12 protein-coding genes and 1 pseudogene are annotated in these 12825 nt (G+C 38.3%); 8 read left to right on the top strand and 5 right to left on the bottom strand.

The window, feature by feature from the left end; all coding sequences use genetic code 11:
- From AC1M9K_RS08710 to AC1M9K_RS08695, 4 genes and pseudogenes are all read left to right on the top strand, one after another.
- A pseudogene (locus AC1M9K_RS08710) lies at nucleotides 1-112 on the top strand (FAD-dependent oxidoreductase); the annotation flags it as partial.
- 174 nt (nucleotides 113-286) lie between these two features.
- Nucleotides 287-631, top strand: a complete 345-nt coding sequence (locus AC1M9K_RS08705; RefSeq protein ID WP_035265393.1) for a hypothetical protein — start codon at nucleotides 287-289, stop codon at nucleotides 629-631.
- Between the two features lie 149 nt (nucleotides 632-780).
- Nucleotides 781-1482: a VIT1/CCC1 transporter family protein gene (locus AC1M9K_RS08700; RefSeq protein ID WP_035265394.1), complete on the top strand. Its 702-nt coding sequence runs from the start codon at nucleotides 781-783 to the stop codon at nucleotides 1480-1482.
- A gap of 131 nt (nucleotides 1483-1613) precedes the next feature.
- Complete coding sequence (locus AC1M9K_RS08695; RefSeq protein WP_481589047.1) at nucleotides 1614-2825, top strand: YeeE/YedE family protein; 1212 nt, start codon at nucleotides 1614-1616, stop codon at nucleotides 2823-2825.
- A gap of 267 nt (nucleotides 2826-3092) precedes the next feature.
- Here the strand turns inward: AC1M9K_RS08695 and AC1M9K_RS08690 are convergent, their stop codons facing one another.
- The 3 genes from AC1M9K_RS08690 to AC1M9K_RS08680 all read right to left on the bottom strand — a co-directional run bounded on the left by AC1M9K_RS08690 (nucleotide 3093) and on the right by AC1M9K_RS08680 (nucleotide 6966).
- Nucleotides 3093-4391 (bottom strand): dicarboxylate/amino acid:cation symporter, encoded by a 1299-nt coding sequence (locus tag AC1M9K_RS08690; protein ID WP_035265514.1) that lies wholly within the window; start codon nucleotides 4389-4391, stop codon nucleotides 3093-3095.
- Nucleotides 4392-4926: 535 nt separating this feature from the next.
- Complete coding sequence (locus tag AC1M9K_RS08685; RefSeq protein WP_481589046.1) at nucleotides 4927-5706, bottom strand: TIGR03915 family putative DNA repair protein; 780 nt, start codon at nucleotides 5704-5706, stop codon at nucleotides 4927-4929.
- Nucleotides 5707-6966 (bottom strand): putative DNA modification/repair radical SAM protein, encoded by a 1260-nt coding sequence (locus tag AC1M9K_RS08680; protein ID WP_180028409.1) that lies wholly within the window; start codon nucleotides 6964-6966, stop codon nucleotides 5707-5709.
- Nucleotides 6967-7144: 178 nt separating this feature from the next.
- On the opposite strand from AC1M9K_RS08680, the gene AC1M9K_RS08675 reads away from it, so the two are divergent.
- Together AC1M9K_RS08675 and AC1M9K_RS08670 are read left to right on the top strand one after the other, a co-directional pair.
- Nucleotides 7145-8194, top strand: a complete 1050-nt coding sequence (locus tag AC1M9K_RS08675) for an NAD(P)H-dependent flavin oxidoreductase (protein ID WP_481589045.1) — start codon at nucleotides 7145-7147, stop codon at nucleotides 8192-8194.
- A 73-nt stretch (nucleotides 8195-8267) separates the two neighbouring features.
- The gene (locus tag AC1M9K_RS08670) at nucleotides 8268-8468 is read left to right on the top strand and encodes a hypothetical protein (RefSeq protein WP_481589044.1); all 201 of its coding nucleotides are present in this window, start codon (nucleotides 8268-8270) and stop codon (nucleotides 8466-8468) included.
- A 45-nt stretch (nucleotides 8469-8513) separates the two neighbouring features.
- Here AC1M9K_RS08670 and dusB read toward each other — a convergent pair whose 3' ends face one another.
- Nucleotides 8514-9560: a tRNA dihydrouridine synthase DusB gene (gene dusB, locus AC1M9K_RS08665; protein WP_481589043.1), complete on the bottom strand. Its 1047-nt coding sequence runs from the start codon at nucleotides 9558-9560 to the stop codon at nucleotides 8514-8516.
- Nucleotides 9561-9842: 282 nt separating this feature from the next.
- Between dusB and AC1M9K_RS08660 the strand changes: the two genes are divergently transcribed.
- Nucleotides 9843-11048, top strand: coding sequence for a DUF1615 domain-containing protein (locus AC1M9K_RS08660; RefSeq protein WP_035265483.1), 1206 nt, complete (start codon nucleotides 9843-9845; stop codon nucleotides 11046-11048).
- Nucleotides 11015-11662, top strand: coding sequence for an HAD-IB family hydrolase (locus tag AC1M9K_RS08655; protein ID WP_481589042.1), 648 nt, complete (start codon nucleotides 11015-11017; stop codon nucleotides 11660-11662). Before AC1M9K_RS08660 ends, AC1M9K_RS08655 begins: the two co-directional genes overlap by 34 nt.
- A 22-nt stretch (nucleotides 11663-11684) precedes the next feature.
- Here AC1M9K_RS08655 and proB read toward each other — a convergent pair whose 3' ends face one another.
- Entirely contained in the window at nucleotides 11685-12818 is a 1134-nt protein-coding gene (gene proB, locus AC1M9K_RS08650) for a glutamate 5-kinase (protein ID WP_035265485.1), read from the bottom strand.
- Nucleotides 12819-12825 lie beyond the last annotated feature (7 nt).

The raw sequence follows: 12825 nt of genomic DNA, 5'->3' as shown, positions 1-12825 counted from the left end.
CGCTGCGGGTGACTGTACAACAGTACCTTATAAACAAATCATCATTGCCACTGGTGAAGGCGCGAAAGCATCACTGTCAGCGTTTGATTACATCATTCGTTCTGGACAGTAATTTCAGCCTTAATATACCGCATTAAAGTGTAGCCCTGAGAAAACTCTTTCTCGGGGCGTTTTTATAAGCCAATATTATCTTTACAATTTTTGAATAAAACTTTATTTAAAATCTGCTTATATTGTTCTCATCCATGCTACTTGGATACTCATTGAATTAAAAAAGGAAGATAAAATGAATAAGATTCTTGTTGCTTTAGGTCTTGCTGCTACAGTTGCTTTGGTTGGGTGTAATAAGGATAAAGCTCCTGAAACTGGCGCGACAACTGGTGAACATTTAGAAAATGCCGCTGAACAAGCAGGTGCAGATATTCAGAATGCGACTGAAGATGCAGCTCAATCAACTGCAACTGCAGTCGACAATGCTGCTGATGCGACAGCGCAAGCTGCAGATAATGCTGCTGCACATGCTGAAAATGCTGCGCACAACGCTTCAGAAGCGGCTAAAGAAGCAACTGCTAATGCAGCAGCAGCTGTAGAAGAAGGTGCAGCGAATGTAAAAGAAAAAGCTCAACAATAATTTGAGTTCTACCAATTAAAGCCTCTTTAGAGGCTTTAATTTTTTCTCTAACAGAGCAATTTTACAGCCCCAAGATACGAATCAAGCCTATACTGTATGAATAACAACTCTTTTTTGAATAACATTTTCAGATAATAAGACAAAATCCTATGAGCTATTCACATCATACAGAACCACATTATATACATCGCACAGGTTGGTTAAGAGCTGCTGTTCTTGGTGCCAACGACGGTATAATTTCAGTCACTAGTTTAATCATGGGGATGGCAGCAAGTGGCGCGAATCAACATACCCTTTTAATCACTTGTATTGCTGGTTTGATTGCAGGCGCAACGTCCATGGCAGCTGGTGAATATATTTCAGTAAAATCTCAGTCTGATATCGAAGAAGCTGATCTAAAGTTTGAAGCAAGTGAGTTAGCACGCAATCCACAAATCGAACTGAAAGAATTAACGCATATTTATATACAAAGAGGACTATCACCCGAACTTGCTCATCAAGTTGCTATACAACTGAGCGAGCATGATGCGTTAGCTGCACATGCACGTGATGAAATTGGTATCCATGAAAATACAACAGCTCAACCTTTTCAAGCCGCTTGGTCTTCTGCCACCGCCTTTTCAATAGGTGCAGCTTGCCCTATGATCGCTATACTGATCAGTCCTCCTGCATATTTAGAATACAGTGTTGCCTTTTTTTGCATTTTAGCGTTATTTATTCTAGGGGCTTTATCTGGATATTTTGCTGGAACGTCTAAAGTAAAATCTGCATTGCGAATTACGCTTTGGGGAATCGCAGCGATGGCATTTTCAAGTTGGATTGGCTCACTGTTTAATGTACATGTCGGCTGACATATAAGAATTACAAATATATAAAATCAATATTACTCAGCAGCATTTAATGCATAAATGCAGTGTAGGACTATCAACCCACAATCAATCAATTAAAATACTGATGTGTTTTATCAGCTTTTCTTATCTTCATGTCCATTATTGCAGCTCAATCTGACCGATCACACTCATCGGTCTGGATCGCTATTGTTTTATTGATTGTAGGCACCCTTGGTGCTCATCAAATTGTGGGAATTAATCAAGCCCTGTTATTCCTTATTGGTGGTGCGCTTGGTATGACGCTCTACCATGCATCATTTGGTTTTACATCGAGCTGGCGCGTTTTTATTAAAGAACGCAAAGGTCGTGGTTTACGTGCACAAATGATTATGCTCGCACTGGCAGTGCTGCTCTTCTTCCCAGCTTTAGGTGCAGGTGAATTATTTGGTCAACCAGTTAAAGGCAACGTCAATCCCGTATCGATGTCCGTGATGATTGGTGCATTTATTTTCGGAATTGGCATGCAACTGGGTGGTGGTTGCGCATCTGGGACACTCTATACAGTCGGTGGTGGTAGCTCACGTATGCTGATCACTCTATTCTTTTTCTGTTTAGGCTCACTGATCGCTACTTCACATATTGAATGGTGGTTTGCACTGCCACACTTAGCCCCTATTTCAGTAGTACAAAGCTTTGGTGTTATTCCAGCGCTAATACTCAATTTCGTGCTATTTGGTTTGATCGCATTAGCAACAGTCTACTTCGAGAAAAAACGCCACGGTCAGCTTGAACAAGAACCTGTTGCAGCACATCAAGGCTGGAAACGTTTCTTAAAGGGACCATGGCCTTTAATTTGGGGTGGTATTATTCTCACCCTGCTTAATTTCGCCACGCTTGCATTGGCTGGTCGCCCATGGGGTGTCACATCTGCACTCGCAGTATGGGCAGCGAAAGGTGCAACATTAGTCGGAATTGATGTAACAGCTTGGGACTATTGGCAACAACCTGGAAATGCTAAAGCTTTAGCAAATTCGTTGTGGTTTGATATCACCTCTATGATGAATTTTGGCATCATGCTCGGCGCTTTACTTGCAGCAGGTCTCGCTGGAAAATTTGCACCGAGTCTCAATATCCCTAAACGCTCAATTCTAGCAGCAGTCATTGGGGGGATCATGTTGGGTTATGGCGCTCGATTAGCATACGGTTGTAACATCGGTGCTTATTTCAGCGGCATTGCATCAGGCAGTCTACATGGGTGGTTATGGCTGATTTTCGCTTTTATTGGTAATGGTATAGGTGTGAAACTTCGTCCACTATTTTTCCCGAATGAAAAGCCTCAGCCTGAAAAACTTACAGGTTGCTAATCAGCAAATATCGATATTTGAGAACGCCTAATTTCAATTGGGCGTTTTTATCTTTCTATAGTGCAATTACAACCACTTAATAGAAAAAGAAAAAGAAAAAGAAAAAGAAAGGAGTATTAAATTTCAGCTGATTGAAATCAGCTAAGTCACCAAAGTTTGTTCTTATAATAAATCTGAATGTGCTTACTTTGAGTTTGTTAAATGCTGCATCATCTATATAAAAACCCATCCGAAGATGGGCTTAAGATTTAGATATTAAAAATGAAGTCAAGCCTCTACTTTCTTTTTCAAAGTTGCATCTAATTGTTCTTTATCTAATGCATTATCCCAACGTGCTACAACGATTGCTGCACAAGCATTGCCAACAAGATTAGTTAATGCGCGGCATTCAGACATAAAACGATCGATACCTAAAATAAGTGCCATCCCTGCAACAGGTAATGCTGGAACAACGGATAATGTAGCTGCCAGAGTAATAAAGCCCGCACCCGTTACACCTGCAGCCCCTTTTGAACTAATCATCGCAACCAACAAAATTGTGATCTGTTCCCAAATGGTCAAATCGATATTACAGGCTTGAGCAATAAAAAGAGCAGCCATCGTCATATAGATATTTGTACCATCTAAATTAAATGAATATCCAGTTGGAATGACCAAACCAACGACCGACTTTTCACAACCCGCTTTTTCCATTTTATTCATCAGCGTTGGCAGTGCAGCTTCAGAAGAGCTCGTGCCTAATACTAACCATAATTCATCTTTGATATAGCGGATGAGATCAATGATAGAAAATCCATTGTATCGTGCAACTGCTCCCAGAATAAGCAGAACAAATAAAAGTGAAGTAATATAGAACGTTACGATTAATAATAGTAAATTTCCAATACTCGAAATACCGAAAGCACCAATCGTATACGCCATCGCACCAAATGCACCAATTGGAGCTAGTTTCATCAACATACCGACAAGGTAAAATACCGGAGCGGTCAGTGTCGTTAAGAAGTCTGTAACTGGTTTCCCTTTTTCACCCACCGCTGCAAGCGCTAAACCAAATAGAACAGCAACAAATAAAACCTGAAGAATATCACCACCCGCCAAAGGACTGATTAAAGTCTTTGGTATGATATTCATGAAGAAGTCAACAATAGAGGCATCCTGAGCTTTTTCAACATAAGTTGAAACTTTGTCACCTTCTAAAGCAGCAGGATCGATATTAAGACCTTTACCCGGCTGAATAAGATTAGCAACAATCATGCCCACAATCAGCGCAAGCGTAGAGAAAGTTAAAAAGTAAGCCATTGCTTTACCCGTCACTCGCCCCACTGCGCCCATATTCGTCATACCAGCAATACCCGTGACCACAGTCAAGAAAATAACGGGTGCAATGATCATTTTGACGATTTTAATAAAAGCATCGCCAAGAGGTTTTAAACTTGCCCCCAACTCCGGCATAAAATGTCCAAGTGTGACACCCGCAATAATTGCAAAGATGACTTGAACATATAAAATTTGATAAAACTTTTGCTTCTTAGGTGGTTGAGATTGCTCATCAACGTGAATATCCATGGAAGACCCTTCTAATTCAAAAAAGTGAATCCATTGTTAAATGCAATAAATTTCACACTCAAAAATGAATTGCGCGTTAAATAATTTCAAAGGTCGAAATTCTAGTGACATTCACTTTTTGAATGAAAAAGTCGGGCTTAACTATTAGTCTAAGAAAAAAAGATTTATAGAGTCCAATTGGGCTGAGATGACTAAATATGAATCGTCATAAAAATTAACTCATATAAAATTAAGTTTTGATATTTTTAGAAAAAAAATGAAAATTAAAAATTCATAAGTTAATTTTGAATATTAAAAATACAAATAATTTTATTTTATGACCTAATATATACCTATAAAGTATAATTAAATTTCAATGCAATCTAAGAACAATATATATAAATATATAATTCAATATCTTATGTAAATAACCCTTAAAGAAATATAATCAAAAAATATTAATAATTTTAGTAGTATAAATTTAAAACACTCTTAAAAAATTGTTTTTATTATATTTTATCAAATAAATTCAACAGCTTATTTTTAAAAAATCATACTAAACCCGTTTTTCATTCATATATCTCCAATACCTTTTAGGTACGTATTGAACATGCAACTTAGGATTATCACGTGCCACTATATTTACACTCTTAAAATAATCCTTCCAAAGTTGATCATATAGCTCTTCTTGATCATCGAGTTCAATCATGAATGATTGACTAGAACCTAAATGGATATTTTGATCAATTTCGGCCGCATTCAAATTAACTTGATGGACTTGCTTCAAATCATAGTAAATTCCGTAGCGTCGCTTTTCATCATAAATTAACCAACGCTGATCTTGATAACGTGCTTTGAAATGCTTAGAGATTAAAGGTAGAACATTAAAATCTGGTCTTACTAATGATAAAAATAAACCATCCTTACACTTTTTAAAGCGAACAAATGCCTCCATTCGGTGCTTTTCACGACCAACTTGTTTAGCCCATTGTGCAAGCGCTAAAACATCATGATGACCGAAATTTTTTTCAACGGCATATTGGTGCTTAAAGATATAAATGGAATAATCAAATAGATGTTGGTATGCCACTTCCTGCTCAGACAAAAAAGTAAAATACCAATTACGCAAACTTGAAGCAGAAATTTTAGATTTTAAACCTTGCCAGACTCGTTCAGCTTGCTTTTCTTCACTGTAAACTCGGACTGACTCATCAAATAAATTCTGGTGAGCGTTTCCTTCAGTTTGAACTTTTACGTCGAACTCTTTGAATTGAAAAGCTCTAAAAACACAGCACAGCAACCCAGTCATCGTACCATCAAAAACATACACAGCCATTTAAAACCCAAATCCTAGTTGAGGTGACAGTTGTTTCACATATTTTGATTGCCCACTTTGTAAAATTTGCTGGCGGATCTGATGAGCGTGCTGTTCTCTTTTAAACTTAGGTGTATCAGCACATCGAATAAAATGTTGAGCACGATTATAAGCAACGCCTAAGCGCTTTAACTGATCGATATGAATTTTTCCAAAACGGCGAGCCTGTACAATTTTCTTAGCAGATCTCACACCAATGCCAGGAACACGCAAAATCATTTTATATTCAGCAGTATTAATATCCACTGGAAACTGCTCTGGATGTCTTAAAGCCCAACCTAATTTAGGATCAACCTCTAAATCTAAATTGGGATGTGCTTCATCCACAATTTCGTTGGCTTCAAATCCATAAAAACGCATTAACCAATCTGATTGATATAAGCGATTTTCTCGCAATAACGGCGGTGCAGAACCTACAGCAGGTAAAGCAGACTCTTCTGGATTGATAGGTATATATCCTGAGTAATACACCCTTTTTAATTTAAAATCTTTATAGTGCTTGTCAGCCATCAAGATTACATCACGATCTGTTTCGTGATGCGCACCGACCACCATTTGAGTTGTCTGACCTGCAGGCACAAATTTAGGAACCGACTTGATTAGTTTTCTCTCATCTTTCAACTCAATCAAACGGTCTCTCACAATACCTAAATCTTTCTGCACTTCTGCATGCGACTTTTCAGGTGCAAATTTCACCAAGCCTTCTTCTGTCGGCATTTCTAAGTTAATGCTCATCCGATCGACATACAGTCCAGCCTCATGAATAATTTCTTGCGAAGCACCCGGAATAGTTTTGAGATGAATGTACCCATTAAAATTTTCTTCCAGTCTTAATTTTTTTACGACTTGAAGCATTCTCTCCATGGTGTAATCCGCGGATTTAAAAATTCCTGAACTTAAAAATAACCCTTCTATATAGTTTCGACGATAAAAATTAATGGTCAGATCTACCACTTCTTGGACGGTAAATGCTGCTCGCTTTACGTCATTTGAACGGCGAGAGACACAATACGCACAATCATAAATACAGACATTTGAGAATAAAATTTTTAATAATGAAACACAGCGACCATCTTCGGTATAACTATGGCAAATTCCGGAACCTGTATTACCAAGACCTTTATCTTTGTTCTTGCGGTTACTACCACTTGAGGAACAAGACACATCATATTTGGCAGCATCAGCTAAAATCTGTAATTTTTCACGGATACGATCAGACATATATGTATGGGGAAGCAATGAGATTTCGAATATTATAATTGTTTATTAATTCTACCAAATGTCAGTGATCACTCATGCGACACAGTTTGACGCTTTGCATTTTCACACTAAATAATGAATATAATTTGATTCTCTGACCATGATTGTGCAAAGTGAAATTGAATCATGGAGCTTGATTATGTCTTTACTCGAACAATTATCCATTCAGCACCCCATTTTTTTAGCGCCAATGGCTGGGGTATCCACACCAGAACTGGCAGCTGAAGTATCCAATCAAGGTGGATTGGGGTCTCTTGGTTTAGGTGCTGCCAGTATCCAAAATGCTCGACAACAAATAGTTGCAACTCAAAAATTAACAGATTTACCCTTTCAGGTGAATTTCTTTTGCCACAAACCAACTGAACTTGATTCTGAACGGAATCTAAATTGGATAAATTATCTAAAACCCCACTTTGATAACTTTAATACTGAACCACCCAAAGAATTAAAATGTATTTACCCCAGTTTTTTAGATAATGATGATTTTTTAGATTTAGTCTTAGAAACTCGACCTAAGGCGGTGAGTTTTCACTTTGGGATACCTCATGCACATCAAATAGCTGCCCTCAAAGAGGCTAGTATTATTACGATGGTATCAGCAACGAACTTAGCGGAAGCTAGAGCAATTGAAGACGCTGGGATTGATATCATCATTGCACAAGGTATTGAAGCGGGAGGACACCGTGGTATTTTTAATGAGCATTTTGACAGTGCAATCAAAACAGCAGATTTAATAAAATTACTTGTTCCTACCTGCAAGATACCTGTCGTAGCAGCTGGTGGAATCATGAATGGCTTTCAAGCTAAATATATGATGAATCTCGGAGCTTCAGCCGTACAACTCGGTACTGCATTTGTACAATGCAAGAGTTCAGCTGCAAATGCAGCTTATCGTAATGCATTATTAAGTAAGCCTTTAACTCAAATTACATCAAGCATCTCTGGGCGACCAGCGAGAGGGATAATCAACAGTTGGTCAACTCTCGTAGATTTACCTCAGCGTGAGTTAGTTGCTCCCTACCCTTATGCATATGATTTAGGTAAACAACTAAATGCAGCAGCATTAACCAACAAAGATGAAAGTTTTGGTGCATTCTGGGCAGGAAGTAATGTAAATCAAATCAGAGTTTTAGAAGCACCTGATTTAATCAATCAAATCATATTAGAAATTGATCAATATGATGCTTAAATAATCGATAAAACCCATACCGAGCTGTAGTTTTTTAATTTACAATGAATTGTTAAATTATGTAGCGAAAAGTATGGGTTTTGTATTATTAGCACTTATGGCGTTTGGATTCGGAATAGACACCTATTCACATGCTCAAGATAAAGATCAGTCCACTCAACATAATGTTGAGCAGCTAGATGCTCAAATTTTAAATCAAGATCAATCACATTCTTCTGAAGAGAAAAAATCGTATTCTGAAATAAATTTACAACCTCTTGAATTTAAACAGTAGAATCTATGAATAACTTATTTCAGTTAAGTGCAGACATATAGAAACTCAACCTGATTTTAATAAATCCACAGATTCCACTTGAACATCACTCATAATTTGCCCTTCTGCCAAAAGTAAATCGAAATAATTGGCTACGACTTTGGCTTGTTCCGCTGTACTTTCTACTTTGTACATATTCTGACGAAATTCATTACTTGAGTGGAGACCTTTGGTGTACCACGCGATATGTTTACGTGCAATGCGACAGCCTGAATACTCACCGTAAAATTCATATAGCTCATTCAGATGACCCAATAGAACTTCTTTTACTTCAGCAATCGATGGCGCTGCAAGTGGCTGTCCCGTTTTTAAATAATGAGCAATTTCTCTAAAAATCCATGGACGACCTTGTGCTGCTCGACCAATCATCACGGCATCAGCACCAGTATGATCTAATACATACTTGGCTTTTTCTGGGCTATCAATATCTCCGTTTGCAATGACTGGAATAGAGATATTTTGCTTCACTTCTTTAATTAGATCATAACGTGCAGTATTTAAATACATATCTTCCCGTGTACGACCATGCAATGCTAAAGCTGCAATACCCGCTTGTTCTGCGCGCTTCGACACACGCATAATATTTTCATGTCCGTTTAAAAATCCTAAGCGCGTTTTAAGTGTTACAGGGACATCTACTGCCTCCACCACCGCATCTAAAATTCTGGCTACCAAGTCTTCATCTTGTAAGAGTGCAGAGCCTGCTAATTTATTGCACACCTTTTTCGCTGGGCAGCCCATATTGATGTCAACGATTTGAGCACCATTTGACACTTGATATCGTGCAGCTTCAGCTAAATCCCGTGGGTCTGATCCTGCTATTTGTGCTGAAATTGGAGCAATTTCACCATCAAAGTTGGCTCGGTAGAGACTTTTCTTGCTCATACGCAGCGTTTTGTCAGAAGTCATCATTTCACTAACTGCATGTCCTGCGCCAAAATATTTACACAATGTTCTAAATGGTCGATCCGTTACACCTGCCATGGGTGCTACAAAAACAGGAGTTGTTTTTTCGCGATCAAATAAATCACGGATCACAGGATGTTGAGACATGAATAATACCAATGATGATGAAACAGTTTCAGAATGCTTAACTTTTTAAATCTGCACTCATTGAGAGATTGAAATTAGATACAAGCATTAAATTATATAACGTTTGAAACTAAAAATATGTTTTATCTCATTTTGCTTGAATGTTAATGGATGAACTTAAGCTCAACACTTAGATTTATATTTGAAGCATGCTGCCATTATCTTGTATACATATAAGTTCTCACAAATCGTGAATGAAATAGTATACTTCGCTAGAATCTTTATCCCTGATACTTTGCATTTATGAAAAATAGCTTTCGCTCTAATGTAATTTTTAAAGCCTGTAGTGTTGCTACATTAAGTTTATTCATGAGTGCTTGTGGTGACTCATCATGGTGGAACACACAAGATAAAACGATTGATGCAGAACAAATCTCAAAACTCATTCCTGGCCGTGTTAATAATCGTGGTTCATGGGCCGAGGATATTTATAAAATAACCGAGCAACTCGGTATACCCCAAACGAAAGAAAATGTGTGTACCATTATTGCTGTAGTCGATCAAGAATCTAATTTTGTTGCAGATCCCCATGTACCCGGACTAGGTGCCAAAGCAGTTAAAGAAATTGAAGATCGTTTAGATGAAAAATTTAAAGATAAATTAGGAGATAGTATCGGAGGCACCGTTGCGGGGTATTTCCAAGAAGTCTTAAAAAATCAACCAACACCTGAAGACAATTATCTAAAACAAATGCGAAAAGTCTCCACCGAACGAGAATTAGATGAATTGTATCGTGAGATTTTTGCTCACATGGCAAAACACTACCATGTCAGTGCACTCACTGGTGCAGCTAAACTCGTTGGTCAAGATATTGGTGAAAAACTAAATCCCATTACCACTTTAGGCTCTATGCAAGTTCATATTAGCTATGCAAAAGATCATAAGCGCCAAGGTGGAAGTATCGCAGATCTAAGATCAGACCTTTATAGTCAATATGGCGGACTCTATTATGGTATTCACCGCCTGATGATGTATCCAGCAGATTATGATCAACCCATATATCGCTTTGCAGACTACAATTCAGGCATGTATTCAAGTCGTAACGCCGCTTTCCAAAGCATGCTCAATGAATTAACAGCAGCGGAGTTAACGCTTGATGGAGACTTATTACTGTACAATAAAAATGGCAATCCAAAAGCTGAAAAGAGTCAATCTGAACAAGAACTTATCAATGTATTTGCCGCAAATAATGTATTTATTACACCTCGTCAAATTCGAGCTGATTTAAAGAAAGAAAAAGAGAAAAAGTTTGAAGATACGCAAACCTATAAAGCTGTGACTGAGCTTTACGAAAAGAAAATTGGAAAAGAAAAATTTTATGCCATTATGCCTGAAGTGGTTATTTCAGGTCCTAAGCTTAGTCGCGACTACAATACCAACTGGTTTGCTACGCGAGTTAACGGTCGATATCAAACATGTATGCAGAAAGCAAAAAGAATCAAAACCTAGCATTATTTGATTTTGATGGAACATTATGTGATAAAGATAGTTTTACTAGCTTTATCTTTTACGCCTTATCAAAACGACATATTGTTAAGCAAGGACTAAAAACCCTGCCTTGGATTCAAGCCTATTTTTTAAATATTTACCCCGCGCACGCAATGCGCCCTAAGCTATTCAAGGCAATGTTTACTGGATTTTCTAGGTCTGATGCAGATCCGATTGCACTTGAATACGCCCATTCATTACAACAACACTTAAACTCACCCATTTATGAACAATTGATCAAGCATCAACTCCGTGGTGACCGCATTGCGATTGTCTCTGCATCCATTGATATTTATTTAAAACCCATTTCTCAGATTTTAAATGTAGATTTGATTTGTACTGAAACTGAAGTGCTCAATCAGTTTTATACGGGTCATTATTCTTCTCCTGATTGTAGTGGCGAAGAAAAAAGACAGCGCATACTCAAGCAATATGATGTAGACCAATTTCAATCAATTTATGCTTATGGAAATTCTTATGAGGATCAAGCGATGTTAGATATGGCTGATTATCCTTATATGGTCGGATCATCTCATCAATTACCCGATCTTGACCCACAAAAAAAGCTCGCCTAAGCGAGCTTTTTTTAATAAGAAATTAATAGATCGCCATATGATTGCGATGAATCATTTCTAATGAACGTGCTTCACCTAGAACTTGGTGTACCTTATCTGAGGGTAAGCCTTTGACAATTTCAGCGCTACGTGAACTAAAGTTAACACGACCAACTGCGACGCGATGCCGTTGCTGATCCACACACTCCACCACATCACCACGCTCGAAATGCCCTTCAACTGCTTTCACACCTACAGGCAATAAACTCCGATGATTTTCTTTGATTGCTTTCACAGCACCATCATCAATCACCAATCGCCCTGCAGTTTGCAAATGTGCAGCTAACCATTGTTGGTGAGCAGTGATTCGATCATTATCAGTGATAAACAACGTACCCAGCATCTCACCCGACATTAATCGAGTTAACACATGATTACTGTCTCCACTGGCAATCAGTGTAGGACATCCTGATTTCGCAGCTAAACGAGCAGCACGTACTTTGGTCAGCATTCCACCTCGACCAAACTTACCACCACCACCTGCCATATCAAACAAACTTTCATCTAATGCGCGAACTGTATGAAACAACTTCGCATTAGGATTTGAGCGAGGATCTGAATCAAACATCCCCTCTTGGTCTGTCAAAATAATCAATAAATCAGCATGAACTTGGCCTGCAACCATTGCAGCTAAAGTATCATTGTCTCCGAATCGAATCTCATCAGTAGATACAGTGTCATTTTCATTAATCACTGGAATCACTTTCCAATCGATTAGATGTTGTAAAGCATCACAAGAATTCAAATAACGGCGACGGTCAGCCAAGTCATCATGAGTCAATAAAACTTGGGCAGATTGAATATTGTGATTCAACAATACACTTGACCAAGTTTGTATGAGCCCCATTTGACCAATGGCAGCACAAGCTTGAAGACTGGGTAGATCCGTGGGTCGATTCTCAAGTTTCATTCGAACCATACCTTCAGCCACAGCACCGGAAGACACGAGAATAATCTCATGCCCTGCATTGTGTAGATCTGCAATTTGCCCCGCCCAATGCGAGATTGCATCTATATCTAAACCTTTTCCGTTTGCTGTGAGTAAAGATGATCCGATTTTAACAACGATTCTTTTGCAACCCTTGAGCTGACGTTGCCCATCTACCACTTCTATCATCTTGTCC

The sequence above is a fragment of the Acinetobacter sp. 24-47-67 genome, assembly GCF_056779735.1.
Note: the sequence above shows the minus strand (reverse complement) of the source record. Positions and strands in the feature narration are given on the sequence as shown.

Bases quoted from the DNA above. Each gene is read 5' to 3' on its own strand.
- AC1M9K_RS08705 (WP_035265393.1), top strand. From the start codon at position 287: ATGAATAAGATTCTTGTTGCTTTAGGTCTTGCTGCTACAGTTGCTTTG.
- AC1M9K_RS08700 (WP_035265394.1), top strand. From the start codon at position 781: ATGAGCTATTCACATCATACAGAACCACATTATATACATCGCACAGGT.
- AC1M9K_RS08695 (WP_481589047.1), top strand. From the start codon at position 1,614: ATGTCCATTATTGCAGCTCAATCTGACCGATCACACTCATCGGTCTGG.
- AC1M9K_RS08690 (WP_035265514.1), bottom strand. From the start codon at position 4,391: ATGGATATTCACGTTGATGAGCAATCTCAACCACCTAAGAAGCAAAAG.
- AC1M9K_RS08685 (WP_481589046.1), bottom strand. From the start codon at position 5,706: ATGGCTGTGTATGTTTTTGATGGTACGATGACTGGGTTGCTGTGCTGT.
- AC1M9K_RS08680 (WP_180028409.1), bottom strand. From the start codon at position 6,966: ATGTCTGATCGTATCCGTGAAAAATTACAGATTTTAGCTGATGCTGCC.
- AC1M9K_RS08675 (WP_481589045.1), top strand. From the start codon at position 7,145: ATGTCTTTACTCGAACAATTATCCATTCAGCACCCCATTTTTTTAGCG.
- AC1M9K_RS08670 (WP_481589044.1), top strand. From the start codon at position 8,268: ATGGGTTTTGTATTATTAGCACTTATGGCGTTTGGATTCGGAATAGAC.
- dusB (WP_481589043.1), bottom strand. From the start codon at position 9,560: ATGTCTCAACATCCTGTGATCCGTGATTTATTTGATCGCGAAAAAACA.
- AC1M9K_RS08660 (WP_035265483.1), top strand. From the start codon at position 9,843: ATGAAAAATAGCTTTCGCTCTAATGTAATTTTTAAAGCCTGTAGTGTT.
- AC1M9K_RS08655 (WP_481589042.1), top strand. From the start codon at position 11,015: ATGTATGCAGAAAGCAAAAAGAATCAAAACCTAGCATTATTTGATTTT.
- proB (WP_035265485.1), bottom strand. From the start codon at position 12,818: ATGATAGAAGTGGTAGATGGGCAACGTCAGCTCAAGGGTTGCAAAAGA.